Genomic DNA, 25,846 nt, shown 5'->3' with positions numbered 1-25,846 from the left:
GGACCCTCATGGTGAGGAGCCCGCCAAAGCGGGCGTCTCGAACCATGCAGGCCGAGTACGCCCGCGGCGCCTACTGACGCAGCATGATCAGGGGATCGGCGGTGTCGGGGACGCGCCGCCACTGCGCGTGGTCGTCGGCCTCGAACTGCCAGGCCTCGCCTGATTTCGACATCAGGATGATCTGGCCGCGCTCGAGGCGCCATTGCGTCGGATTGAACTGCGCAATCGTCGCGTCGCATTTCGGCTTGAGGAAGACCTGGAAATTGTCCGGATCCGCCTCGGTGTTGGTCAGCGTCAGCCCGCAGACCGGCTGGCCATTGCCGCGCACCATCGACCAGTCGCCGATCATCTGGTCCATCGACTTGGCCATTGAACGCGCGGCAGCGAGATCCTGCAGGATGTAGACGCCCTCGCCCTGGCGCAGGCCCTCGAAGATGCCGGCCTCGACCTCGGTGAAGTCGATCACGGCTTCGCCGGCCGCATCCTGCAAGCGGACGATGTCGAGGCCCCTGACGTTCCAGGCGACGATGTCTTTCGTGAAAGGCAGCGCCGTCTTGCAGGCCGGCTCCAACTCCAGCTTGAAGCCTTGCGCCGCCGCATCGCTCTTGAGCGTGACGACGCAGGTCTTGCTGCGCTCGGTGGTCGAGAGCTCCCACTGTCCGGGCATCTGCTTCTTCAGGCTCGTCGCATCCTGTGCATGCGCAAGGCCGATCGTGGCCAAGGAGGCCGCGACGGTGAAAGCAACGACCCGAAGAGCTCTCATCAGCGCCCCTTGACCGGCGTTTCCGCAACCGGCGTCAGCGGCGCCTTGCCGGCAAACCAGGCCTTGAGATTGTCGACCACGAGCTGGTCCATCGCGTTGCGCGTCACCACCGAAGCCGAACCGATATGCGGCAGCAGCACGACGTTCTGCATGGTCTTGAGCTCGTCCGGCACGTTCGGCTCGGCCGCGAACACGTCGAGGCCGGCGGCGAGGATGGTGCCTGATTTCAGCGCCTGGATCAGCGCCGGCTCGTCCACCACCGAGCCGCGCGCCACGTTGACCAGCACGCCGCGCGGACCGAGCGCCTTCAGCACCTCGGCATTGATCATCTTGTTTGTCGCAGCGCCGCCCGGCACGATCACCATCAGCGTGTCCACCGCCTTCGCCATCTCGAGCAGGTCGGGGTAGTGCTTGTAGGAGACGTCCTTGGACGGATTGCGCGAATGGTAGACCACCGGCACCAGCGAGGCGTCGAGCCGGCGCGCGATGGCCTGGCCGATCCGGCCCATGCCGACGATGCCGACCTTGCGGTCGCGCAGCGAGCCGACGCTGAGCGGATAGTTCTGCGTCTGCCAGAGGCCGGAGCGGACATAACGGTCGGCCTTGATGAATTCGCGCAAGGTCGCGATCAGAAGGCCCATCGCGACGTCGGCGACCTCCTCGGTGAGCACGTCGGGCGTGTTGGTGACGACAATATTGTTCTCGGCCGCGTATTTGGCGTCGACATGGTCGTAGCCGACGCCGAAGCTCGCCACCATCTCCAGCTTCGGCAGCTGTGACAGCGAATCCCTGTCCGCGCGCACGGTGTGATAGGTCACCGCGACGCCGCGGATCTTGTCGCGGACCGCCGGCGTCAGGCGCTCGAGATCGCCGCGTGTCTCCGCCTTGTGCACGACGAAATGATCGGAAAAGCCGTTCTCGAGAATCGGCCGCACCGGCCCATAGATCAGAAGGTCGATCTTCTCGGACGAAATCGAACCGGCAGCCATCAGTTTTCCTTTCCAAGCGCGCTCTCATGCCAGCGCCGTAAAACGAGGTGCGAAACTAGCGCCAGCACCCCATAGATGACAATCCCGGCCAGCGACAACAGAAGCAGCGCTGCGAACATGCGGGGTATGTTCAAGCGATAGCCGGACTCGGCGATTCTGTAGGCCAGCCCGGAGCCGGCACCGGCTGTTCCCGCCGCGATCTCGGCCACGACCGCGCCGATCAGCGACAGGCCGCCGGCGATGCGCAGCCCTCCGAGAATGTAGGGCAGTGCCGCGGGCAGCTTGAGAAAGCGCAGCGCTTGCTGTGGCGAGGCACCATAGAGCTGGAACAGGCCGGCGAGATTGCGATCCACCGAATTCAGCCCGAGCGTGGTGTTGGACAGCACCGGAAAGAAGGCGACGATGAAGGCGCAGACCACGACCGCGGTCTGCTGCTCCAGATAGATCAGCAGCAGCGGCGCGATCGCGATGACAGGCGTCACCTGCAGGACCACGGCATAGGGGAACAGCGAATATTCCACCCATTTCGACTGGTTGAACAGCAGCGCCAGCGCGATGCCGCCGATGCTCGCCGCGAGGAACCCCTCGAGCGTGGTCAGAAGCGTGGTCGCGAGCGATTGTGACAGAACCGCCCAGTCCTTGATCAGCGTCAGGACGATGACGGACGGCGCCGGCAGCACGTAAGGCGGGATCCCTTTGACGCGGACCACGAGTTCCCAGGCGACGAGGCCGGCGGCGAACACGATGACGGGAAGCACGAAGCGCATCGCGCGCTGCGCGCGGGACGATCCCGCGGTGATGGGAGCTTGCGCGCTCATAGCGTCGACTGTCCCGAATACGACGGTGCCAGCGCGGCCGACACTCTCCGGCAGTAGTCGGAATAGGCGGCCGAGGTACGAAACTCCTCCCCGCGCGGCTCGACCGTCTCGATGCGGATGTCAGCCTGGATGCGGCCGGGCCGGGCCGTCATCACCACCACGCGCTGCGACAGATAGACGGACTCGAACACCGAATGGGTGACGAAGATGACGGTCTTGCCAAGGCGGCGCCACAGCACGAGCAGATCGTTGTTGAGGCGGAAGCGCGTGATCTCGTCGAGCGCTGCGAACGGCTCATCCATCAGCAGAATGTCGGGATCGGTGACGAGCGCGCGCGCGAGCGACACCCGCATCTTCATGCCGCCGGAGAGCTCGCGCGGATAGGCACCGGCGAAATCGGCGAGCCCGACACTGGCGAGCGCCGCGTCGGCACGCGCACGGGCGTCCGCCTTCGGCACGCCTGCGAGCCTCAAGGGCAACCGCACGTTCTCGCGGACGCTGGTCCAGGGCATCAGGGTCGGTTCCTGAAACACGAAGCCGATGCCGTGACCTGGTTGGCCTGGCTGCACCTCGCCCTCGTGACGTGCCACCCGCACAGTGCCCGATGACGGCGCACTGAGCCCTGCGATGATGCGCAGTGCAGTGGACTTGCCGCAACCGGACGGGCCGAGCAGCGAGATGAACTCGCCCTTGCGGACGGTGAGGTCGAACGGGCCGAGTGCCATGACGCCGTTGTCATAGGCCTTCGTCACGCCGCGCAGACTGACGGCAAGAGCCGTCAGGCTGGCCTCGACGGCGGGCGAGGTTTTGCGCTCTACCATTGATCGTCGGTTGTCACATGGTGCGGCCGGTCCTTCACCTCTCCCCGACGGGGAGAGGTCGCACCGCAGGCGCGGATAAGGGGGAAAAGGTCCCACGAGGGAGCGTAACCCCTCACCCGCATCGCATCTTGCGATGCGATGCGGCCTCTCCCTTCGGGAGAGGTGCAGGACGCCGGGCCACCTTCGCCGAATCTCAGCATGCGCTACGGCTTGTTCGGGCGCAGCTCGATGCCGACGCCCTTGTTGATGAAGCGCAGCGTATAGGACTTGCGGAAGTCGAGATCCGCCTTCACGACGCCGGCCTTCACCATCTTGTTGAAGAAGGAGGCGTAACGCTCGTCGCTCATCGCGCCGATGCCGTTCTTCAAGCTGTCGCCGGAATCGACGATACCGTGTTCCTTCATCTTGGCGACGGAATAGGCGAGCAGATCGTCCGTCATCTCCGGATTGAGGCTCTTGATAAGGGCATTGCCGGCGGAATTGTCGCGGTAGATGTAGTTGTACCAGCCGATCATGGAGGCATCGACGAAGCGCTGAACCAGGTCGGGCTTCTTCTCGACGATGTCGCGGCGCGTCTCGATCAGCGTCGAATAAGTGTTGAAGCCGTAATCGGCGAGCAGCAGCACGTTGGGCTTGAAGCCGGCGGCCTTCTCCACCGCGAAGGGCTCGGAAGTGACGTAACCCTGCATCGCGCTCTTGGGATTGGCGATGAAGGGCTGCGGATTGAAATTGTAGGGACGGACGTTCTTCTCGCTGAAACCGTATTCGGACTTCAGCCACTGGAAGTAGCTGGTCATGCCCTCCTTGGAGACGAACAGCGTCAGCGGCTTGAGATCCTCGATCTTCGTGACCTTGGCGTCGGGATGCGTCAGCATCACCTGCGGATCCTTCTGGAAGATGGCGGCGATGGTCACGACCGGGACGTTGTTGGCGACGGCGTCGAACGACATCAGCGTGTTCGCAGCCATGAAGAAATCGATCTTGCCGGCGATCAGCAGCATGCGGTTGTTCTCGTTGGGACCGCCGGGGACGATGGTGACGTCCAGCCCGTATTTCCTGTAGGTGCCGTCGGCGACCGCCTGGAAGAAGCCGCCATGCTCGGCCTCGGCGACCCAGTTGGTGCCGAAGGTGACCTTGTCGAGCGTTTCCGCGCGCGCCGGCACAAAGGACGCGATAGCGGCCAACAAACCCGCAATTAACGCTCGCCGCAGATGAGAGGGGGTCATGATGGCACTCCGTCGATCGTGGCTGGCCGATGTGAAGGCAACGCGATAAAACCGCATGACATTCGGGGACGCGAACCGGCCAGGCCCGCGTCCCCTCATACCCCAAATTACGTGACAAATTCGGGCAAAGAAACCTTGAAGACGCCCCCCCGCGACTGGATCGATATCGACTGGGCCGATGCGGGCCCTGCGGAGGTGTCGCGCTGGATCGCGGTGCTGCCGCTGGCGGCGACCGAGCAGCACGGTCCGCATCTGCCGCTCACGACCGACGTGCTGATCGCGGAGGCCTATCTCGCGCGCGTGCGCGAGCTGCTGCCTGAGAGCATTCCCGCCGGATTTCTCCCGGTTGAACCGGTCGGGATTTCCACCGAGCATATCGACTATCCGGGCACGCAGACGCTGCCGACCGAAATTGCGCTGAAGAAATGGACAGGGATCGGCGAGGACGTTGCACGCCGCGGCGTGAAGAAGCTCGTCATCGTCACCAGCCATGGCGGCAATAGCGCGGCCATGATGCTGGTCGCGCAAGACCTGCGCGCGCACCAAAAATTGTTCGTAGTGACGACGTCATGGTCGCGGCTGTCGGGCGCGGACAGATTGTTCCCGGCCGAGGAAGTGCGCCACGGCATTCACGGCGGCGCGGTCGAGACCTCGATCATGCTGGCGCGCTATCCCGATCAGGTGCGCATGGATGCGATCGCGGATTTCCCTGCGAGCAGCGTCGCGATGGAGAAGCAGTATCGCTGGCTCTCGACGCAGCGGCCCGCGCCGTTCGCCTGGCAGACGCAGGATCTCAACCCGAGCGGCGCGGTCGGCAATGCGACGCTGGCCGTGGCCGAGAAGGGCGAGCGGCTGATCGACCAAGGTGCGCGCGCCTTCTGCGAGCTGCTGAGCGAAGTCGATAACTTCGACGTGAACAGGCTCGCCAAGGGCCCCCTCGGCTAGCCGGCATCCTCCTGGATTCATTCGGGAAAGGTCGAGTCTTCGCGGCCACATTCGCAGTCTTCGAACCGGACGCGACGAGCCTCCGTCCAACTGGGCATGCGGGCCACAACGGACCGCCTCAACCCGGATGGAGTTTCACGTGTCGATCAAGACCAAGATTGCCGCCGCAGCCCTCGCTGCCCTCGCCGTCACCGGCAGCATCGTGTCCACCACCTCTTCTGCCGAGGCCAAGCAGCCCGGCTGGGTCTGGGGTGTCGGCGCCGGCATCGCCACCGCCGCTGTCGTCGGCTCCGCGATCGCCGCCAGCAACGACCCCTATTACCACGGCTATCACCGCTGCGGCTGGGTCGCCCAGTACAACGCCTTCGGCCAATACGTCGCCCGCGTTCGTACCTGCTACTGATTTGGGTATCTGAGGCCGATCTCTCGTGAATCCTGCGTCCGACACGGGCGCCTCATCCACCCCGTGTCGTGCCCCCGACCCCGCCCGGCTGTCCCCCCGGGCGGGGTCATTCGTTTTGAGCCCAGGGCATTGTTGCATCTCCGTCACAAAGCAGTGCGAAGCATCCACCTGCAACGAACCACCTTAGTTGCAATTAAGAATTAATTGCAATAAAGTTGCCAAGGGCACTTGGACTAAGTCGCGCCGGATCGCGTGGACGACCGAGGCCTGATGACAGGGCGCCGCGAATCGGCAGGGATAATCGCGGCAGGTGGAATACATTCGCGTTGGGGGCGTGCGTTTTGACGTTGAGAGGTCACCGTTACAGGTACTTGCGGACGGCTGCGGCGATTGCCTCGGGCGTGATGGCTCTTCCCGCCGCCAGCCACGCGGCCGATCTGCCGCTGAAGGCCCCGGCCTTGAAGGCGGTCTACGACTGGACCGGACTCTATATCGGCGCGCATGCCGGCTTCACCCGCGGCACATCCGCGGCAACGCTGGCCGATCCCACCGTCGCGACCGACAATCACGTGTTCAACGGCATGACCGGAGGCGTCCAGGCCGGCTACAATTGGCGCCTCAACTCAGGTTTCCTGCTCGGCGTCGAAGGCGATATCTCCTTCCCGAACTACCTCCCCTCCAATCACGTCGTGTCATCGGCGGCGACCGCGCTGTCGAGCGCGGAGGAGCGCTGGGACTATGTCGCGAGCCTGCGCGCGCGGCTCGGCTATGCCAGCGGAAACTGGTTGTTTTACGCGACCGGCGGCGCAGCCTTCGCCGGCGAGCGCTTTCTCTCGACGCCGACCGGCGGGAACGAGGAGAAAGTGTTGCACACGCGCTTCGGCTGGACTGCCGGCGGCGGCGTCGAATACGCCTTCGCGCCGCACTGGAGCGCGCGGCTCGAATATCTCTACAGCAAGTTCGAGAACGCCAGCGTCACCTTCCCCTCCGGCGGGCAATATTCGTCGTCGATGGATTTTCACAGCCTGCGCATCGGCCTCAATCGCAAGATCGACTGGCCGGGCGTGCCGACCTACGACCCGAAATCCGACGTCACCGACACCGAGTCCAGCCGCTGGGAGATTCACGGCCAGTCGACCGTGCTCGGGCAGGGCTACCCCGCGTTCCGCGCGCCTTATACCGGACCGAACAGCCTGCTCCCGTCGCCGGATTTTCAGCAGACCTGGAGCAATTCGCTCTATCTGAACGCACGGCTATGGGACGGCGGCGAGGTCTACTTCAATCCCGAGCTGCTCCAGGGCTTCGGTTTCAACAACACGACGGGCGCGGCGGGCTTCCCCAACGGCGAAGCGCAGAAGTCCGGCTTTCCCTATCCGCACTTCAACGCCTCGCGGCTGTTCGTGCGACACACCTTCGGCTTCGGCGGCGAGCAGGAGCAGCTGGCCAGCGGCCAGCTTCAGCTCGCCGGCAAGGTCGACGTCTCGCGCCTGACCTTGCAGGTCGGCAAGTTCTCCGTGGTCGACGTGTTCGACGGCAATGCCTACGCCCACGATCCGCGCAAGGATTTCATGAACTGGTCGATCTGGGCGTCCGGCGCCTTCGACTATGCCGCCGACAAGCTCGGCCTCGGCTATGGCGCCACCGCCGAATTGAACCAGAAGCAATGGGCGTTGCGCGGCGGCTACTTCCTGATGGATGCCGTCTCCAACTCCAACAATTTCGACATGAATATCGGCCGTCGCGGCGAGTACGTCGCGGAACTCGAGTTGCGTTATTCGCTGTTCGGCCAGCCCGGCAAGCTGCGCACGCTCGGTTTCGTCAACAGCGCTTTCTCCGGCAGCTATCGCGAGACGCTGGACAATCCCGCGTTCGGCGTGGACATCAGCCAGACCCGCCGCGGTCGCCTCAAATACGGTTATGCGTTCAACCTCGAACAGGCCATCACCGGCGACATCGGCGTGTTCGGCCGCTGGAGCTGGAACGACGGCCGCAACGAGATCATGGCCTTCACCGACATCGATCGCAGCCTGTCCGGTGGCGTCTCGGTCAAAGGCACGACATGGGGCCGGCCGGACGACGTGGTCGCCATTGCCGGCGCCGTCAACGCCCTGTCGCAGGATCATCGCGACTTCATCGCCGCCGGCGGTCTCGGCCCGCTGATCGGCGATGGCCGGCTCAACTACCGCCGCGAACGCGTGCTGGAGACCTACTACGCCTACGCGCTGAACAAGGCGCTGACCTTCACCGCCGACTACCAGCTCATCGTCAATCCCGCCTACAACGCCGATCGCGGACCGGTGTCGGTGTTTTCGGGGCGGCTGCACGGGGAGTTCTGAGCGCAACGCGAGTGCGGTGAGATCGAGATTTCGCCAGCGGGCTTGCTACACCTCTCCCCGGCGGGGAGAGGTCGGATTGCGCAGCAATCCGGGTGAGGGGCTGCGGCATTCGGTGAGAGCGTAGGCCCTCACCCGGATCGCATCTTCGATGCGATCCGACCTCTCCCTACGGGGAGAGGTGTTCTTTCCTTCGGCTGGAATCGATTCGACCAATTGCGCCGTCTACGCGGCCCGGATCGCGTCCAGGAATTTTCCGACCTCGACCTTGAGACGGCTGCTCTCGCCGGACAGCGATCTGGCCGACGCGAGCACATTGGAGGAAGCCGATCCGGTCTGGCTCGCGCCGCGCTGCACGTCGACGATGCTGGCGGAGACCTGCTGGGTGCCGCGCGCGGCCTGCTGCACGTTGCGGGAGATCTCCCGCGTTGCCGCACCCTGCTCCTCGACCGCCGAGGCGATTGCGGACGCAATCTCGGACATGCGCGTGATGGTGTCGCCGATCGCCTTGATGGCGCCGACCGAATCCTCCGTTGCGCTCTGGATCCCCGCGATCTGCTGACTGATCTCGCCGGTGGCCTTGGCGGTCTGCTCGGCCAGCGCCTTGACCTCGGAGGCGACGACGGCAAAGCCGCGCCCGGCCTCGCCGGCGCGCGCCGCCTCGATGGTGGCGTTGAGGGCAAGAAGATTGGTCTGGCCCGCGATCTGGCTGATGAGCTCGACGACGTCGCCGATCCGGCCCGCGGCCCTGGCGAGCTCGCCGACATGGTCGTTGGTGCGCCCGGCCTGCTGCACCGCCTCGCCGGCGATGCGCGCGGAATCCTGGACCTGACGGCTGATCTCGTCGACCGACGAGGCCATCTCCTCCGCCGCCGCGGCAACGGTCTGCACGTTCGTGGAAGCCTGTTCGGAGGCGGCCGCAACGGTCGCGGTGACATTTTCCGATTGCGCGGCGGTGCTCGTCAGCGTCCCCGCGGACGCTTCCAGCTCCGAGGAGGCCGACGAGACGGTGTTGATCACGTCGCCGATCATGGTTTCGAACTCGCGCGCGATCTGATCCACGCGCTGGCTGCGCTTGAGCTTCGCTTCCGCTTCGACCGCGGCAGCCTCGTCGGCGGCCTTCTTGGCGAGCAGCGAGTCCTTGAAGTGCTGGAGCGAGCCCGCGACCTGGCCGATCTCGTCGTTGCGGCCCGTCGCCGGGATCTCGACCTCATGCTGTCCGGCGGCAAGCGCGCCGATCACGTCGGCGATCCGGCCGAGCGGCGTCACCACGCGCCTGCGCAGCATCACGGTCACGCCGCCGAGCGTTCCGAGCAACGCCAACACGGCGACAGCGGCCAGCGCGAGCATTGCCAGCGCGCCGTCGCGCGCGGCCGAGGCGCGCTCGGCTGCTTCCGCCAGCGCGGCGTCGCGCACGCCGTAGAACATCTGGATGGCCGGCACGATGACCTTCGCCAGCTCGTCGGCGGTGGCGCCGTACTTGCCGTCGCTCCGGGCTGCAGGAAGCTCCTTGTCCACGGCAACGGCTGCCTGTCCAAAATAGGATTCCGTTGCCGCCTTCAGCGCGGCAGCGATGCGGGAGGGATTTCCGAGCTGGTCGATCCCGGCCTCGATGCGCTCGCGGTCGGCCTCCACGCGCCCCTGCATGCGGTCCATCAGCGACAATTCGGCCGGGGTGAGCGGGCGGCGTGCGGAGAGCGCCGGGGACAGCGTGGCCGCGCGGCTGCCGGCCGAAACCCGCAGATCCTGCGCCGTTCGCGCCAGGCTCAAGAGCGCCGCAAGCGAGGAATCGGCATTGACGACCTTCGCTTCGAGCCGGTTCATGACCGGTTCGATGTTGCCGAGGACCTCGGCAACGCCGGGCAGGAAGCCCTTCGTCGCGGCGCTGTCGCGCGACGCCAGGGGGACGCTCATCGCGCGATCGGCCGCGGTTGTGATCTCCTTCAGCCGCCGCGTAGCACGGTCGAGATTCTCGGCAATCGCGCCGCCGTCGTCCAGCATCGTGACGGCGCGCCTTGCAGCCTCGAAGCCCGCCTCGGCCGTTTTCGCAGCCTTCGCGGCAGCTTCGAGCTGCGCCTGCGTCGCGGCGCCTTCCTGGAAGATCGGTCCGATGTAAGGAGCGCGAAGGCTGGCGACGTGCTGGCTGGCCAACAGGGTCGCACCAAAGGCATCGACGGTCTTGATCGCGTCGGAGCGGTTCGCGAAGATGCGCGTCTGGGGTATCAGCACCTCGGCGCCAAGGATGACCGCAAATACCGTCACCGTCAGCATCGACAGCGCGAAAAGCTTCCCGATCCGCATCCTGATTCCCCCGAATTCATTTCTGCAATGTCGAAAACCTAGCGGGCGGCCACTAAGGGGGCGTTAAGCAACGATCCGTAGTTCCGCGGAGTGTCAGGTCGTCGCGGACGCCCCGGGAACACTGTCGGACGCCAGTTCCCTCCCGAGCCTGAATCCGCGGAATCGCCAGCATCTCCTCACGGAATACCTATATCAATGGCTTGCGCCGTCATCCGGCCACACATGCTTACCTCCGGAAGGTCAATGCTCTCGCTCGAACTCGTCATCGTCGTCGTCCTGATCGTCATCAACGGCCTGCTCTCCATGTCCGAGCTGGCCGTGGTCTCGTCGCGTCCGGCGCGGCTGTCGCTGCTCGCGGCCAAGGGCGTACGCGGCGCCGAACGGGCGCTGACGCTGGCCGCCGATCCCGGCAAGTTCCTGTCGACGGTGCAGATCGGCATCACGCTGGTCGGCGTGCTCTCAGGCGCGTTCTCGGGCGCGACGCTCGGGCAGCGGCTGACGCAATGGCTGCTCGAGCTCGGCCTCTCCAAGGGCATTGCCGACATCGTCGGGGTCGGCATCGTGGTCACGCTCATCACCTACGCCACCCTCATCGTCGGCGAGCTCGTACCGAAACAGGTGGCGCTGCGCGATCCCGAAAGCATCGCAGTCCGGGTCGCGCCCGCGATGCATGTGCTGGCGAAGATATCGCTGCCGCTCGTTTTCCTGCTCGACGTCTCCGGCAAGCTGATCCTCACGCTGCTCGGCCGCGGCGGCAAGGCCGAGGAGAAGGTGTCGGAGGACGAGATCCATCACCTCGTCAGCGAGGCCGAGAGCGCGGGCGTGCTCGAGCCCGGCGAGAGGGAGATGATCGCTGGCGTGATGCGGCTCGGCGATCGGCCTGTCGGCGCCGTCATGACGCCGCGCACGGAGGTCGACGAGATCGACCTGAGCGACGATCCGGCCGCCATCCAGGAGATCATCGCCAAGAGCCCGCATTCGCGCTTTCCCGTCTCCGACGGTGACCGCGACAAGCCGATCGGCGTGCTCCAGGCCAAGGACCTGCTGGTTGCCTATATGAACGAACGTACGCCGGACCTGCGCGCGCTCGTGCGCGAGGCTCCCGGCATCCCGGTATCGGCCGATGCGCGCGACGTGCTGACCATCCTGAAAGCTGCTCCGGTTCACGTCGGTTTCGTCTACGACGAATACGGCGCCTTCGAAGGCATGGTGACCGCCACCGACATCCTCGAGTCGATCGTCGGCGCCTTCCATTCCGAGGCGGGGCCGCCGGAGCCGGCCTATGTCAGGCGCGCCGACGACTCGCTCCTGATCTCCGGCTGGATGCCGGTCGACGAATTCGGCGAGCTGCTCGGCGTCGAATTGCCGCCGCACCGCTACAACACGGTGGCGGGCCTGGTGCTGCAACAGTTCAACGCGCTCCCCAGCGCCGGCGATGCCTTCGATTTCCGCGGCTGGCACATCGAGGTTGTCGATCTCGACGGACGGAGGATCGACAAGATCCTGGCAATCCGGCGGAGCGAGCAGGCTGCGGCGTGAGCTAAAGTCTCCGCCGTCGTCCCGGACAACGCAAAGCCCTCACCCGAACTTCACACCGATCCGCTTTTCCTTGCGCCAGACCACCGAGCAGGACAGATGCGTTCCGTCGGCCTGCACGAACAGAGTGAAATGCTGGGGGATGCCGACGGGGCTGGTGACGTCGAGTGCGGCGCCGGTATCGGAGAGATTGCGAACGGTGCAGTCGATCGCGCCGCCCCCGAACTCGATGGTTCCGGCCTTCAGCACGCGGTGCCTCGATTTGCTGCGTCGCTCGTCCATGGGCGGAATTTACACCCAAAGCTGAACCAAACGTTAAGCGCCAGAGCATGATCCGGAAAAGTGCGCAGCGGTTTTCCGAAAAGATCATGCTCAAACAACAACCTGAAGCGCGATGAATTTCTGCGACCGGAATCCTACGGCGCGGGCTGGAACGTCTCGGCGCGCGCCATGCGCCAGGCGTCGCGGAAGCGCGGGTCTTCCGTACCTTCCAGCAGCTCGCCCGGGCGCAGTGCCGGATAGAGCTGCGCGAAGGATTGCACCTGGGTCGTCGACGTCCGCTGGCTGAAGTGAATCGGGCGCAGCTGCTGAGGATGTTCGAGGCCGGCGGCGGCAACGAGCTCCGTCAGCGAGTGCAGCGTCGCATGATGGTAATTGTGTACGCGATCAATCTTGAGCGGCACGTAGAGCGCACGCGCACGCGTCGGGTCCTGCGTCGCGACCCCGGTCGGGCAGCGGTCGGTGTGGCAGCTCAGCGACTGGATGCAGCCGAGCGAGAACATGAAGCCGCGCGCCGAATTACACCAGTCGGCGCCGATCGCCATCGCGCGCGCCATGTCGAAGGCGGTTGCGATCTTGCCGGAGGCGCCGATCTTGATGCGATCGCGCGCGTTGATGCCGATCAACGCATTGTGGACGAAGTTGACGCCCTCGCGCATCGGCATGCCCAGATGATCCATGAACTCCAGCGGTGCGGCGCCCGTGCCGCCCTCATTGCCGTCGACGACGATGAAATCAGGGTAGATGCCGGTCTCGATCATCGCCTTGCAGATCGCCAGAAACTCCCAGGGATGGCCGATGCACAGCTTGAAGCCGGCCGGCTTGCCGCCGGAGAGGCGGCGCATCTCGGCGATGAACTGCATCATGCCCACGGGCGTGGAGAAGACCCGGTGCGAAGCCGGCGAGATGCAGTCCTCGCCCATGGCGACGCCACGGATCTTCGAAATTTCTTCCGAGACTTTTGCCGCCGGCAGCACGCCGCCATGGCCGGGCTTGGCGCCCTGGCTGATCTTGAGCTCGACCATCTTGATCTGGTCTTCGCTGGCGACGCGCGCGAACGCTTCGGGATCGAAGGCGCCGTCGAGACGACGACAGCCGAAATAGCCGGAGCCGATCTCCCAGATGATGTCTCCGCCCATCTCGCGGTGATAGGGGCTGACGCCGCCCTCGCCGGTATCGTGCGCGAAGCCGCCCTTCCTGGCGCCGGCATTCAGCGCCCGCACCGCGTTCGGGCTGAGCGCGCCAAAGCTCATCGCCGAAATGTTGAACACCGAGGCCGAATAGGGCTTGGTGCAATCGGGGCCGCCGATGGTGATGCGAAATTTCTCCGCGGCATGCGTCTTCGGCGCGACCGAGTGATGCATCCACTCGTAGCCGTCGCGGTAGACGTCCTCCTGGGTGCCGAAGGGACGCTTGTCGAGCTCCATCTTGGCGCGCTGATAGACCACTGCTCGGGTGTCGCGCGAGAACGGCATGCCGTCCTTCTCGCTCTCGAAGAAATACTGCCGCATCTCGGGCCGAATCTCTTCCAGCAGGAAGCGGATATGCGCGGAGATCGGGTAGTTGCGCAGCACCGCGTGGCTCTTCTGCAGGAGATCGCGGACACCGAGCAGCGTCAGCGCGGCGAAGATCAGGATCGGGACCAGCATGATGTCGAAGATCTTGCGATCCGCGAGGCCGATGCCGATCAGGAGCGCGGTGACCACCGCGCAGATCGTCAGCACGATGAAGCGCGGCGAGAACGGCAGCAGCAGGGTTTCCATGATCCCCTCTTCCGCCAGCGGCAGGCGTTTGGGGGATTCATGTGTCTTGTCGTCGTCGGCCACGATTCCCATCCTCTCGCCAGCAGACGGTACGATACGCCTGCGCCTGTCATACGGATATGACGCCGCCCTTGTTTCAGGCTAGCGAATTCGGCCGGCGCAGATCAATCCGCCGAGAGGATGGGTTGCTGCACTGCAGCGGAAGGGGGTGGGGATAGGTGGTGCCGGGGCCAGCGGGCCTCAACCCGCTGCCCATGGCGCGCAGACGCGCTTCCCCAGAGTTCAGCTGTCGTCCCGGGCAAGCGTAAGCGCAGACACCGGGACGACGAGTTGAATGGGGCACGAAATCGCGCCTCCCATTCAACAGGACTCAGCGCTCGACGAAGGCCTTCTCGATCACGAAATGGCCGGGCTTGTTGCCGCTTCCCTCGACGAAGTTGCGGCTCTCGAACATCGCCTTCAGCTCTTCGAGCATCGCCGGGCTGCCGCACATCATGATGCGGTCGGTTTCGATATCGAGCGGGCCCTGGCCGATGTCGTTGAAGATCTGCTCGGAGCTGATGAGGTCGGTAATGCGGCCGCGGTTCTTGAACGGCTCACGGGTCACGGTCGGATAATAGACGAGCTTGTCCGCGAGCAGCTCGCCGAACAGCTCATCCTCGCGCAAGGTCGCGACGAGCTTTTCGCCATAGGCGAGCTCGGAGACCTGGCGGCAGCCATGCACCAGGACGATCGACTCGAACTGGTCGTAGACCTCGGGATCCTTGATCAGGCTCGCGAAGGGCGCAAGGCCCGTGCCGGTCGAGAGCAGCATCAGCCGCTTGCCGGGAAGCAGGTTGTCGGTGATCAGCGTGCCGGTCGCCTTGCGGCCGACCAGGATGGTGTCGCCTTCCTTGATCTTCTGGAGGCGCGAGGTGAGCGGGCCGTCCTGAACCTTGATCGAGAAGAACTCGAGCTGTTCCTCGTGATTGGCGCTCGCCATGCTGTAGGCGCGCAGCAGCGGACGGCCATCGACCTCGAGGCCAATCATGGCGAACTGGCCGTTCTGGAAGCGGAAGCCGGTATCGCGGGTGGCGCGGAAGCTGAACAGGGTGTCGGTCCAGTGGTGGACGGAAAGAACCTTCTCTCGGTAAAACGCGCTCATGATTTTCGATATTCCGAATAACTGCGGTTTTAGGGCAAAAGCGCTGCCCGGCCCTGAAAACGGGGCGGACACCATTGCCATGGCGGAGGATTTCGCGTGTGTGATCTACGCCATTGAGACCAATAATCAACCTCGTTCCGGATGCAATTGATGCCGGTCAAATCGGCATTTGCGGCAGAACTGGTCACATCATTGACGAATCTGCTGCCGGGCGCATGAGGAGGGCAATTTCTTTTCCCTGCCGGGCTCGATTGGAGCACTTAATTTCCATCGTGCTCGCGAGAATTTCATTAAGAATAGCTCTGATTTTCATCCCGATCGGCGCCGATTCCCGCATTTTTGCGGCTTTTGGCGACAGGAAACGACGAAAGACCATGGCAGGCGGCGAGCGAATCTTCGTTCAGGCGATCAGGCGCTATTGCGCCCGGCATGGGATCACGGTCGATGTGCGTCCCGGCGGCTGGTTGATCGCGATGCGCCGGGGAGCGAGGCGCCACTTCGCCTTCGGCTATGACATCGGCCTCAACAGCGCCATTGCCCACCGCCTCGCCAACGATAAATCGGCCACCGCCGAGGCGCTGCAGATGGCCGGCGTGCCGTGCGTTCCCCATCACCTCTTCCTCAACCCGAGTATGGGCGTGCACGTCGCCGGTGCCGATTGGCGCCAGGGCATGCTGGCGCTGCTCGCCCAGAATCCGCAAGGCGTGGTGGTGAAGCCGAACGAGGGCACGTCCGGACGCGCCGTTTTCAGGGCGACGAACAGCGACGCTCTCGACCGCGCCGTCACCGAGATCTTCTCGTCCGGCCTTGGGCTGGTGATCGCCCCCTATGTCGAGATCGAGGATGAAGTCCGCGTGATCGTGCTCGATGGCAAGCCGATGATCGTCTACCGCAAGGAGCGGCCGTCGGTCGTCGGCGACGGCATGCAGACGTTACGTGAGCTGGCGAGCGCGGCGGGACAGCACAGACGTCTGCACGAACTCGCGGCGCACGAGCTGAACGCCATCGTTCCCAAGGGGGAACGGCGCCTCCTGACCTGGCAGCACAATCTCGACGCCGGCGCAAAGCCGATCCTCCTCGATGAGGGCGAGGTTCGGGCGGACTGTGCGAACCTCGCCATCGACGCCGCAAGCTTCATCGGCATCACCTTCGCCTCGATCGACGTGGTCCGGGTCGATGGCATCTGGCGCGTGCTCGAGATCAATTCCGGGGTGATGATGGAGGCGCTCGGACGGCTCCATCCCGGACTGGTTCAGGCGACCTATGACGCTGCGCTGGATCGCATTTTCGAGACAGCGCACTGAGCTGCCGGTGCCAATCGCCGTTTTGTGCGCGAGCGCGCGTCGGCCGAAATGGAACGAGGCCCGGAATACCGAGCCTCGTCACCATGGCAACTGCGTTGGGGTTTCAGAGAGAAGCCGCCAGGCTCGAAGACGCTATCGCAAATCCTGGTCGTGTCGGTTGCGCCAGCGCAAACAGCGGTGACATGCATCAACGCGCATTCTGCGATTGCTCGCAGGAGTGAGCCGACTTCGGAACCTCTCCGCCCGTTAGATCAGGCAGGCGAGATAGACAACTGCCCCGCTGAGGACGGCTGCGACTGACCACAACGCCGGGTCGAACGACTCGGCGACAGCCCCGGTCTCGGTTCTGCTCTTGCGCATTGCAAATCCTCCGGATCAGCGGACGGCCACGGCGGCCGAGCCGCCCAGGACTACTGGCTTTCCAGGCTTGAATACGGCTGCCCGCTCGACCGCCGCGGTTCTCGTGTCGGCGTGGAAAGAAACGGCAACACTGGCGACGACCGCTGCAAGCAGCAATGCGACGATGACGATCTTCGAATGGGTGGCGCGGTCGGCGCTATAGATCGAATGATTCATCGGGCTCTCCGAACTCGTCGATCAGCCCATTGTCGAGCGGAGCTGCCGGCCTCGCTAGCTCGCGCCGTATCTTAGGGCGGGTCCCCTAAGTAGTTTTACGGATGAAGATCTTCATCCAAAGGTTGAGCAACATCAAGGTTGCCTCGCCTCGTTCGGAAGTACAAGAGCGGCACAAGGCGCCGCCTGGTCACGACCGGAGACGAAATCCTCTCGCATCGGCAATTTTCATTATCTCGAGCTGCGTCGGGCAAACTGAGATGAATGAAGCGCACCAACTGGCTCTGGCAATGTTTGTACTGGCCTGCACAGCCATGACGCTGGTTGCGGGGCAGCTTTACATGGAGCAGAGCATGGATGCGAAGACTTCTGCTCCCAGACACTTGCGGACGGTGTCGCTGGGTGCTTCGCCGCCGGCGGAGGCGCGCAGTGGCACAAGGCCGGACCTCGTCATGTTGACGCGGCCGTGACCAAGACCGCCGCTGGTTTTTGGCGCCGGCCGAATCGTCCTTCGCCCTGAACGCTTCCCCAAGTTGCAGCGAGATCGGCACGTTCAGGCGCTCGCCCGTGACGCGAGACTTGTCCTTGCGCCTTGTGGCGCGCTTTGCGCGTGGTCGTGTTGGCCGGATGTTCCCGTTGTGAAATGCAACGCGGCGATCTAGCCTTCGCACAGCGCACAGCACATGCGGCTTGCACGTTCTCATTGCGACAGCCGCATCAATAATTGCCAAACACACGAAGAGGGAACGCGATGAGCGGCAACATCAATCGCCAGATTCTTCTGGTGGAGAAGCCCAGCGGCAAGCTCGGCCCCGAGCATTTCAAGATCGTGGAGGGCACAATGCCGGAGCCGAAGGACGGCGAGGCGTTGCTGCGCGTGCGCTACATCTCGCTCGATGCCGCCAACCGCGCCTGGATGCACGGCGCGACCTATCGCTCCGCGGTCGAAGCCAACAGCGTGATGGCCGGCGGGGCCATCGCCGAGGTCGTCAGCTCGAAGGCGCCGGAGCTTGCGCCTGGCGACCTCGTGTTCGGCGACACCGGCTGGCAGGAATTTGCCGCGGTGCCGGCCAAGCATCTCACCAAGATGCCGAAGCTCGAGCCGATGACGCACCTGCTCAGCGTGTTCGGCATCGCCGGCCTCACCGCCTATTTCGGCCTGCTGGAGATCGGCAAGCCCCGGGAGGGCGAGACGGTCGTGGTCTCGGCGGCCGCGGGCTCGGTCGGCTCGATCGTCGGGCAGATCGCGAAGATCAAGGGATGTCGCGTCATCGGCATCGCCGGCGGTGCCGACAAGTGCAGATGGCTGACGTCGGAGCTCGGCTTCGATGCCGCGGTGGACTACAAGGACGGCGCGGTGTTCAAGGCGCTGCGTGCAGCGGCGCCGAAAGGCATCGACGTCTATTTCGACAATGTAGGCGGCGACATCCTCGAAGCCTGCCTGCCACAAATGAACAATTACGGCCGCATCGCCTGCTGCGGCGCGATCTCGCAGTATGACGGCGCTCCTGCCGCGCACGGCCCGCGCGGCGTGCCCGGCCTGATCGTGGTGAAGCGGCTCGTCATGCAGGGCTTCATCGTGATGGACTACATGAAGGACAGCCAGCGCGCGCTCGCCGACCTGCAGGCCTGGGTCAAGTCCGGCAAGCTGAGGGTGCAGGAGGATATCATCGACGGCTTCGAGAACACGCCGAAGGCGCTGATCGGATTGCTCGCGGGCGAGAACCGCGGCAAGCGCATGGTGAGGCTATGACCACCCGGTTGCACCGGCATATATGACTTGCGGGTGAGGCCAAAGCGGCCAAAGATGCTGCTTTCGAGGCATCATTCGCGACGAATGCGATTGCATCATATTTTGGGGAATCGTCGGCGCACCCGACGGGGCGGGAATCACTCAGATGCTCAACGCGTTGAAACATGCATCCAGGTGCGCGGCGTTGCTTGCAGCAACGCTGCTTGCAACTGCAACGGCCGCAGTCGCGCAAGCGCCGACCGAGGCCCAGAAAGGCGCGATCCGGTCCGCGTGCCGCTCGGACTTCATGGCGCACTGCTCGAGCGTGACGCCCGGCGGCGCAGAAGCGTTTCAATGTCTGGCGAAGAACATGTCCAGCCTGTCGCCAGGATGCCAAACCGCGGTCCGCGCGATCGACCCCCCCGCGGCTCCCAAGGCCGAAGCCCCTCCCGCCGCGCCGAAGAGCGAAGCGGCCCCCAAGGAAGCAGCACCGAAGGAAGCGGCACCCAAGGCGGAGCCAGCGCCGGCATCGGCCGCGCCGAAAGCTGAATCCGCTCCCGCTGCAGAGCCAGCCGCCGCGCCGGCACCGAAGGCGGCTGCACCCAAGCCGCCGAGCAGCACGCAACTTGCCGCGATCAAGAGCGCATGTCGCGGCGATTATCCCAAGGTGTGCGCCAGCGTGCCGCCGGGCGGCACAGCCGCGCTCGAATGCCTGGAGAGGAATAAGGCGAAGGTGTCGCCGGCCTGCGAGAAGGCCGTGAGCGCCGCGACCGGTGCCGGCGCGGCAGCGGCAGCGCCTGCGGCAGGTGCCCCGGCCGCAGCGCCGGCGGCGGCGCCCACCGTGATCGTGCTGCGTCCGATGCGCCCGCGCGAAGAGCTGTTCGTCGCCCGATCGGCCTGCGGCGCCGACATCCGAACGATCTGTGCCGGCGTCGAGGTCGGCGCCGGCCGCATCATGCAATGCCTTGCGAGCAACGCCGCCTCGCTGTCGCCGGCCTGCAAGGACGTGCTGACGGCGTTCACAGCACGATAGAGGCAGCGAACGACCACGCGCCGAAGTGCGCGACGATGAAGAGCGGCGCGCGCATGAATTTGCGCACGCCTGCAACGACAAGCCTTTTGCATGTATCAATTCAATAACGACAAGATCGGGAGGACAACATGCGTTCATTGCTGCTTGTTGGTTCTGCTCTCTTCGCCTTCGCCGCGACCATGACGTTCGAGACCACCGATGCCAACGCGGTGGTGTGCGCCCGCGGCGTGTATCGCGCCGGCTGCGCCGGTCCGAACGCGGCCGTCGTGGTCCGCAAGCCCGTGCCCGCGGTCCGTTGCACCAGGGTGCTGGTGAACGGGGTCTATGTGAAGCGCTGCGTCTGACGCCCCCGGTGGCCAATTCGCCCTGGTTTGGCTATGGTTCGCACCTGAGGTTTCGGACACCGGCGAAACGGGTGTTCGAAGGCGAGCTTTGGCGTGCCGGCCTGCCTATAATTCCGCTGGCGCCGGGCGCCGGAGCACATTAGTCTACCCCTAGATAGTAAGTATACTGTCAATTTGGGAGGCAGACGTTGCGGATCGCCGTGATTGGCGGGGGGCCAGGTGGGCTCTACTTCGCCTATCTTTGGAAGAAGCGTCACCCCGAGGATCAGGTCGACCTGTTCGAACAGAACCCGGCCGATGCGACCTGGGGCTTTGGCGTCGTGTTCTCCGATCAGGCGCTGGAATTCCTGCGGGCCGACGACCCCGAGACGGTCGATGCGATCGCCCCGCATATGGAGAGCTGGGAGAACATCACGCTGAACCTGCACGGCGATAGCGTCGCCATCGACGGGGTCGGCTTCTCTTCGATCGGGCGCCTCGAGCTCCTCAAGTTCCTGCAGCAGCGCGCGCTCGATGTCGGCGTCACGCCGCGCTTCGACACCCAGATCCAGACAATCGACCAGCTCAACGGCCACGATCTGATCGTCGCCGCCGATGGCTTGAACTCGTTGGTGCGCCGCGCCTTCGAAGGCGATTTCGGGACGTCGCTGTCCTACTCCTCCAACAAGTTCGTCTGGTACGGCACCTCGAAACGCTTCGACACGCTGTCGCAGACCTTCGTGAAGACCGACCGCGGCGCCTTCAACGCCCATCACTACCGCTATTCGCCGGGCATGAGCACGTTCCTGGTCGAATGCGATCACGCAACCTGGCAGGCCTACGGCTTCGCCTACAAGGACGTCGAGCAGTCCAAGGGCGTCTGCGAGGAGGTCTTCGCCGACACGCTCGGCGGCCACTGCCTCGTCTCCAACAAATCGGTCTGGCGCAACTTTCCCTGGGTCTGGAACGAGCACTGGTCGTTCAAGAACATGGTGCTGCTCGGCGACGCCCTGCATTCCGCACATTTCTCGATCGGCTCAGGCACGCGGCTCGCGATCGAGGACGCGATCGCGCTGGTCAAGGCGCTGGAGTCGGATGCGCATCTTGCGACCGCGCTGCACCGCTACCAGGCCGCGCGCAAGCCCATCGTGCAGAAGCTCGTCAATGCCGCGCGCACCAGTGCGTTCTGGTACGAACGCTTCGCCGAGCACATGAAGCTTCCCCTGCTGGACTTCGCCTACAGCTATATCACCCGCTCCGGCCGCATCGACGATTCCCGGCTGCGCGCGATGTCGCCGGCCTTCATGGCGCGCTACGAGGCGGCCAGGAACGGCGGAGATGCCGCATGAGCGACGAGATCCGCGACCAGGTGCCCGCGGACGGCCCGGGCGCACGCGAAATCGGCTTTGCCGTTCCTGAAATTTACAATGCCAGCCGCGTGCTGTTCGACAATTTGGCCAAAGGCCGCGGCGACAAGATCGCGCTGATGGGTCCGGCAGGCACGCGGAGCTATGCCGAGCTCTGCGGCGAAGCCTGCCGCTGGGGCAACGGTTTCGCCTCGCTCGGCCTCAAGCGCGGCGATCGCGTGCTCCTGTTCCTCGACGACACACCGGCCTACCCGGCCGCCTTCTTCGGCGCGGTGCGGGCCGGCTTCGTGCCGCTCCTGATCAACACGTTGACGCCGCCGGACCTTCTGCAATTCTATCTCGCCGATTCCGGCGCGACCGTCGCGGTCGCGGATGCCGAGTTCGCGGCGCGCTTCAACGCGGAGGCGTGCAAGGATACGAAGCTCCATACGCTGATCGTCGTGAATGGGGCAGCGGGCGAGCATGCCGCGCCTGCGGCGCTCGCGGCAGCAGGCTGGCTCGCGCAATTCCCGGCTGATCTCGCCGAAGCCGACACGCGCCGCAACGAGATGGCGTTCTGGATGTACTCCTCCGGCTCGACCGGACGGCCCAAGGGCATCGTGCATCTCCAGCACGACATGGCCTATAGCGATGCCGCCTTTGCGCAAAACGTGCTGAAGCTGACGCCTGACGACATCTGCTTCTCGGTGCCGAAGATCTTCTTCGCCTACGGCTTCGGCAACTCCGTCACCTTCCCGTTCTCGGCGGGCGCGGCGACTCTGCTGTTGCCGGGCCAGCCCAGGCCTGCGTCGATCTTCGCGGCGATCGCGCAGTACAAGCCGACGGTCTTCTTCGGTCTGCCGACGCTTTATACATCGCTGACCAAGGCGGAAGGCGCGGACAAGACGGATTTCTCGTCGCTGCGCATGGCGCTCTCCGCCGCCGAGGTGCTCTCGGCCGAGGTCTTCAACAGCTGGAAGACGCTCACCGGCCTCGAAATCGTCGAAGGCCTCGGCTCGACCGAGGTGCTGCACATCTATCTCTCCAACCGGCCCGAGCAGAAGAAGCTCGGCGCCGCCGGCCTGCGCGTGCCCGGCTACGAGGTCGCGCTGCGCGACAAGGACGGGAACGAGATCGGCGACAACGAGGAAGGCATCTTGTGGGTCCGCGGCGATTCCAACACGCCGCTGTACTGGAACCGGCCGGACAAGTCCGCGGAAACCATTCGCGAGGGCGGCTGGATCTACACCGGCGACCGCTTCGTCCGCGATGCCGACGGCTTCCACTTCTTCCGCGGCCGCGCCGACGATCTCATCAAGATCTCAGGCCAGTGGGTCTATCCGCTCGAGGTCGAGCTGTGTCTCGCCGACCACCCCGACATCCGGGAATGCGCGGTGTTCGCCGCCGAGCTGCCGGACCGGCGCATGACGCTGAAAGCGGTGGTGGTGATGAACAACCGCGCTGCCGACCAGGGCGAGGCGACGCGCAGACTGCAGGACTATGTGAAGGGCAAGCTGCTGCCCTACAAATATCCGCGCGAGGTAATCTTCATCGACGAGCTGCCGAAGACGGGGACGGGCAAGATCGACCGGCAGGCGTTGCTGCGGATGTGAGGCAAGTACGTCGCGTCGCCACACTCTCGGTGTCGTCCCCGCGAACGCGGGACCCACAACCACAGGGAGGGGTTTGGCGAAGACTCGGAGTCGCCATCTCGCATAGCCACGCCCTGTGGTTATGGATCCCGGATCTGCGCTTCGCTTGTCCGGGACGACGATGGAGAATGAGGGCGCCAACACAGCCTCACACCGGTCTCACCCCGCCTTCCCCAGATGCTCCAGCGCATCCTCGGCCCGCAGCGGCACGCGCGAGGCTTCGTTGTTGAGATCGACGAGCTGCACCAGCAGCCCCATCAGCGCCTTGCGGTCGGCCGGTTTCAGCGGCTCCAGCATCCGCGCCTGGGCGCGTTCGACGGCGGGGATGATGTCGCGCAAGATTGCGGCGCCTGATTTGGTCAAGTGGAGCAGCTTGATCCGCCTGTCTTCTGGCGCCGGCTTGCGCTCGATATAGTCCTTGGCTTGAAGCCGCTCGATCACGCTGCCGAGCGTGGAGCGGTCGAAGGCTATCACCGCCGAAAGCCGCGTCGCGTCGATGCCCGGATGGGTATGGATCGCTATCAACGCGGCATATTGCACCGGGGTGAGATCGAACGCCTTGCACTCCTCCATGAAGATCGAGACCGCGATCTGCTGCATGCGCCGGAACAGATAGCCCGGCGCGGCATAGACCGCGTCCATCGTGATCGGAGGGGCAGGCTTACTCGGCATCGGGCTGCTTCTCCGGTGCGGCATCGGCGAAGGCGGGCAGCGCCTTGGCGGCGGCCTCGGCCTCGAGCAGGCGCGGATAGGCGGAGACATCGACGCCGAAGCGGCGCGCATTGGCGAGCTGCGGCACAAGGCACAGATCGGCCAGCGTCGGCGCATCGCCGAAGCAGAAAGGCCCCTTCTCATCTCGGATCAGGGTCTCGCAGGCCGACAGGCCCTCGCGATTGACCCACGCCGCCCAGTCCTGGACCTTCTCCTCGGCCAGACCGAGTTCGCGCAGCCGCGCCAGCACCTTCAAATTCTGGACCGGATGGGTGTCGCAGGCGATCGCCAGCGCGAACGCCCTCACCTTGGCGCGGCGAAGCGGATCCTTCGGCAGCAGCGGCGGATTGGGGTGGGTCTCGTCGAGCCATTCGATGATCGCGACCGATTGCGTCAGCACCGTGCCGCCGTCGCTCTCCAGCGCGGGCACGAGGCCCTGCGGGTTGATGGCCAGATAAGCGGGCGCGCATTGTTCGCCCTTGCGAAGATGATGCGGCAGATGCTCGGCGCCGAGCCCCTTGAGGTTCAGCGCGATCCGCACCCGATAGGCGGCGCTGGAGCGGAAATAGCCGTGCAGCTTCATCGGGACCTCCCCTGGCTTTCGTCATTCCGCGGCGGATCGAAGAGCCGAACCCGGAATGACTGTCTTATACATAGGCCCGTCACATTGACGCAACCTAGATCGTCAGTATACTGTCAATCAACAAACGATCGGGAGCAGCAACCATGGAAGCCGTGACCAAGACGCCGGAACGCGAGGCGTTCTACCGCAAGATCGACGGCGAGAATCTCACCGCGCTGTGGACGGTGATGAGCGACCTGATCACGCCGGAGCCGAAGAGTGCCTGCCGGCCGCACCTCTGGAAGTTCGACGTCATCCGCGACTACATGCTCGAGGCCGGCAAGCTCATCACCGCCAAGGAAGCCGAACGGCGGGTGCTGGTGCTCGAGAACCCGGGGCTGCGCGGCCAGTCCAAGATCACGACCTCGCTCTACGCGGGGGTGCAGATGGTGGTGCCCGGCGACGTCGCCCCTGCGCACCGGCACAGCCAGTCGGCGCTGCGCTTCGTGCTCGAAGGCAAGGGCGCTCACACCGCCGTCGATGGTGAGCGCACCGCGATGGAGCCCGGCGATTTCATCATCACGCCGTCCATGACCTGGCACGATCATTCCAACGAGACCGACCAGCCGATGTTCTGGCTCGACGGTCTCGATATCCCCTTGGTGCAGTTCTTCGACTGTTCCTTCGCGGAAGGATCGAAGGAAGACCAGCAGAAGATCACGAAACCCGCCGGCGACAGCTTTGCGCGCTACGGCCACAACCTGCTGCCGGTCGACGTGAAGCGAAGCTCGAAGACCTCGCCGATCTTCAGCTATCCCTATGCCTACACCCGCGAGGCGCTGGAGAAGGCCCGCGCGAGCCAGGAGTGGGACGCCTGTCACGGACTGAAGCTGAAATTCAGCAACCCCGAGACCGGCGATTTCGCCATGCCGACCATGGGCACCTTCATTCAGCTTTTGCCCAAGGGCTTTAACACCGCGCGCTATCGTTCGACGGACGCAACGGTGTTCTGCCCGATCGAAGGACGCGGCCGCAGCCGCATCGGCGACACCGTGTTCGAGTGGGGCCCGCGCGATCTGTTCGTGGTGCCGAGCTGGCACTGGGTGACGCACGAGGCGGATGACGACGCCGTGCTGTTCAGCTTCTCGGACCGGCCCGTGCAGCAGAAACTGGATCTGTTCAGGGAAGATCGCGGCAACGCGTGAGGCGTGCTCCATGCCCCGTCATGGCCGGGCTTGACCCGGCCATCCACGCGTCACCGCGCCTGAGGAAAGACGTGGATGCCCGGG

24 protein-coding genes are annotated in these 25,846 nt (G+C 64.8%); 12 read left to right on the top strand and 12 right to left on the bottom strand.

Annotated elements, in window-relative coordinates; genetic code table 11:
- Positions 1-70 precede the first annotated feature (70 nt).
- The 5 genes from ACM42_RS30565 to ACM42_RS30545 all read right to left on the bottom strand — a co-directional run bounded on the left by ACM42_RS30565 (position 71) and on the right by ACM42_RS30545 (position 4,617).
- Complete coding sequence (locus ACM42_RS30565) at positions 71-763, bottom strand: AprI/Inh family metalloprotease inhibitor (RefSeq protein WP_271531326.1); 693 nt, start codon at positions 761-763, stop codon at positions 71-73.
- Complete coding sequence (locus tag ACM42_RS30560; RefSeq protein ID WP_028181650.1) at positions 763-1,752, bottom strand: 2-hydroxyacid dehydrogenase; 990 nt, start codon at positions 1,750-1,752, stop codon at positions 763-765. The genes ACM42_RS30565 and ACM42_RS30560 overlap by 1 nt, the downstream gene beginning before the upstream one ends.
- On the bottom strand, positions 1,752-2,570 hold the full coding sequence (locus ACM42_RS30555) for an ABC transporter permease (RefSeq protein WP_271531325.1): 819 nt from the start codon (positions 2,568-2,570) through the stop codon (positions 1,752-1,754). The genes ACM42_RS30560 and ACM42_RS30555 overlap by 1 nt, the downstream gene beginning before the upstream one ends.
- Positions 2,567-3,391 carry an ABC transporter ATP-binding protein gene (locus tag ACM42_RS30550; RefSeq protein WP_271531324.1) on the bottom strand — a complete coding sequence of 275 codons (825 nt, stop codon included), beginning with the start codon at positions 3,389-3,391 and terminating at the stop codon, positions 2,567-2,569. Before ACM42_RS30550 ends, ACM42_RS30555 begins: the two co-directional genes overlap by 4 nt.
- Before the next feature lie 203 nt (positions 3,392-3,594).
- Positions 3,595-4,617, bottom strand: coding sequence for an ABC transporter substrate-binding protein (locus tag ACM42_RS30545; protein WP_271531323.1), 1,023 nt, complete (start codon positions 4,615-4,617; stop codon positions 3,595-3,597).
- A 135-nt stretch (positions 4,618-4,752) separates the two neighbouring features.
- On the opposite strand from ACM42_RS30545, the gene ACM42_RS30540 reads away from it, so the two are divergent.
- The 3 genes from ACM42_RS30540 to ACM42_RS30530 all read left to right on the top strand — a co-directional run bounded on the left by ACM42_RS30540 (position 4,753) and on the right by ACM42_RS30530 (position 8,301).
- The gene (locus tag ACM42_RS30540) at positions 4,753-5,562 is read left to right on the top strand and encodes a creatininase family protein (protein WP_271531322.1); all 810 of its coding nucleotides are present in this window, start codon (positions 4,753-4,755) and stop codon (positions 5,560-5,562) included.
- A gap of 127 nt (positions 5,563-5,689) precedes the next feature.
- On the top strand, positions 5,690-5,965 hold the full coding sequence (locus ACM42_RS30535) for a hypothetical protein (protein ID WP_271531321.1): 276 nt from the start codon (positions 5,690-5,692) through the stop codon (positions 5,963-5,965).
- A gap of 404 nt (positions 5,966-6,369) precedes the next feature.
- Complete coding sequence (locus tag ACM42_RS30530; protein WP_271532244.1) at positions 6,370-8,301, top strand: carbohydrate porin; 1,932 nt, start codon at positions 6,370-6,372, stop codon at positions 8,299-8,301.
- A gap of 222 nt (positions 8,302-8,523) precedes the next feature.
- Here ACM42_RS30530 and ACM42_RS30525 read toward each other — a convergent pair whose 3' ends face one another.
- Positions 8,524-10,599: a methyl-accepting chemotaxis protein gene (locus tag ACM42_RS30525; protein WP_271531320.1), complete on the bottom strand. Its 2,076-nt coding sequence runs from the start codon at positions 10,597-10,599 to the stop codon at positions 8,524-8,526.
- A 243-nt stretch (positions 10,600-10,842) separates the two neighbouring features.
- Between ACM42_RS30525 and ACM42_RS30520 the strand changes: the two genes are divergently transcribed.
- On the top strand, positions 10,843-12,138 hold the full coding sequence (locus ACM42_RS30520) for a hemolysin family protein (protein ID WP_271531319.1): 1,296 nt from the start codon (positions 10,843-10,845) through the stop codon (positions 12,136-12,138).
- A gap of 39 nt (positions 12,139-12,177) precedes the next feature.
- Here ACM42_RS30520 and ACM42_RS30515 read toward each other — a convergent pair whose 3' ends face one another.
- The 3 genes from ACM42_RS30515 to ACM42_RS30505 form a co-directional block, all read right to left on the bottom strand.
- Positions 12,178-12,417 carry a PilZ domain-containing protein gene (locus ACM42_RS30515; protein ID WP_271531318.1) on the bottom strand — a complete coding sequence of 80 codons (240 nt, stop codon included), beginning with the start codon at positions 12,415-12,417 and terminating at the stop codon, positions 12,178-12,180.
- Between the two features lie 134 nt (positions 12,418-12,551).
- Positions 12,552-14,249 (bottom strand): FMN-binding glutamate synthase family protein, encoded by a 1,698-nt coding sequence (locus tag ACM42_RS30510; RefSeq protein WP_442868957.1) that lies wholly within the window; start codon positions 14,247-14,249, stop codon positions 12,552-12,554.
- 298 nt (positions 14,250-14,547) lie between these two features.
- Positions 14,548-15,321: a ferredoxin--NADP reductase gene (locus tag ACM42_RS30505; protein ID WP_271531317.1), complete on the bottom strand. Its 774-nt coding sequence runs from the start codon at positions 15,319-15,321 to the stop codon at positions 14,548-14,550.
- Between the two features lie 374 nt (positions 15,322-15,695).
- On the opposite strand from ACM42_RS30505, the gene ACM42_RS30500 reads away from it, so the two are divergent.
- Positions 15,696-16,625 carry an ATP-grasp domain-containing protein gene (locus ACM42_RS30500; protein WP_271531316.1) on the top strand — a complete coding sequence of 310 codons (930 nt, stop codon included), beginning with the start codon at positions 15,696-15,698 and terminating at the stop codon, positions 16,623-16,625.
- Between the two features lie 375 nt (positions 16,626-17,000).
- Here the strand turns inward: ACM42_RS30500 and ACM42_RS30495 are convergent, their stop codons facing one another.
- Positions 17,001-17,201 (bottom strand): hypothetical protein, encoded by a 201-nt coding sequence (locus tag ACM42_RS30495; RefSeq protein WP_271531315.1) that lies wholly within the window; start codon positions 17,199-17,201, stop codon positions 17,001-17,003.
- A 101-nt stretch (positions 17,202-17,302) separates the two neighbouring features.
- Between ACM42_RS30495 and ACM42_RS30490 the strand changes: the two genes are divergently transcribed.
- The 6 genes from ACM42_RS30490 to ACM42_RS30465 all read left to right on the top strand — a co-directional run bounded on the left by ACM42_RS30490 (position 17,303) and on the right by ACM42_RS30465 (position 23,245).
- A complete protein-coding gene (locus ACM42_RS30490; RefSeq protein WP_271531314.1) occupies positions 17,303-17,668 on the top strand; it encodes a hypothetical protein in 366 nt (121 codons plus the stop codon).
- A 281-nt stretch (positions 17,669-17,949) separates the two neighbouring features.
- Entirely contained in the window at positions 17,950-18,951 is a 1,002-nt protein-coding gene (locus ACM42_RS30485) for an NADP-dependent oxidoreductase (RefSeq protein ID WP_271531313.1), read from the top strand.
- Between the two features lie 145 nt (positions 18,952-19,096).
- Entirely contained in the window at positions 19,097-19,963 is an 867-nt protein-coding gene (locus tag ACM42_RS30480; protein ID WP_271531312.1) for a hypothetical protein, read from the top strand.
- A gap of 128 nt (positions 19,964-20,091) precedes the next feature.
- Positions 20,092-20,307 (top strand): hypothetical protein, encoded by a 216-nt coding sequence (locus ACM42_RS30475; protein WP_271531311.1) that lies wholly within the window; start codon positions 20,092-20,094, stop codon positions 20,305-20,307.
- A 188-nt stretch (positions 20,308-20,495) separates the two neighbouring features.
- Positions 20,496-21,635, top strand: coding sequence for an FAD-dependent monooxygenase (locus tag ACM42_RS30470; protein WP_271531310.1), 1,140 nt, complete (start codon positions 20,496-20,498; stop codon positions 21,633-21,635).
- Positions 21,632-23,245: a benzoate-CoA ligase family protein gene (locus ACM42_RS30465; RefSeq protein WP_271531309.1), complete on the top strand. Its 1,614-nt coding sequence runs from the start codon at positions 21,632-21,634 to the stop codon at positions 23,243-23,245. Before ACM42_RS30470 ends, ACM42_RS30465 begins: the two co-directional genes overlap by 4 nt.
- Before the next feature lie 198 nt (positions 23,246-23,443).
- Here the strand turns inward: ACM42_RS30465 and ACM42_RS30460 are convergent, their stop codons facing one another.
- Together ACM42_RS30460 and maiA are read right to left on the bottom strand one after the other, a co-directional pair.
- The gene (locus ACM42_RS30460; protein WP_271531308.1) at positions 23,444-23,956 is read right to left on the bottom strand and encodes a MarR family winged helix-turn-helix transcriptional regulator; all 513 of its coding nucleotides are present in this window, start codon (positions 23,954-23,956) and stop codon (positions 23,444-23,446) included.
- On the bottom strand, positions 23,946-24,578 hold the full coding sequence (gene maiA / locus ACM42_RS30455) for a maleylacetoacetate isomerase (protein ID WP_271531307.1): 633 nt from the start codon (positions 24,576-24,578) through the stop codon (positions 23,946-23,948). Before maiA ends, ACM42_RS30460 begins: the two co-directional genes overlap by 11 nt.
- A gap of 143 nt (positions 24,579-24,721) precedes the next feature.
- On the opposite strand from maiA, the gene gtdA reads away from it, so the two are divergent.
- The gene (gtdA, locus tag ACM42_RS30450) at positions 24,722-25,762 is read left to right on the top strand and encodes a gentisate 1,2-dioxygenase (RefSeq protein WP_271531306.1); all 1,041 of its coding nucleotides are present in this window, start codon (positions 24,722-24,724) and stop codon (positions 25,760-25,762) included.
- The last annotated feature ends 84 nt before the right edge of the window (positions 25,763-25,846 follow it).

This window comes from Bradyrhizobium sp. CCBAU 25338 (assembly GCF_028128965.1).
GTDB classification, from domain to species: domain Bacteria; phylum Pseudomonadota; class Alphaproteobacteria; order Rhizobiales; family Xanthobacteraceae; genus Bradyrhizobium; species Bradyrhizobium liaoningense.
This window is presented reverse-complemented; position numbering and strand designations above follow the sequence as displayed.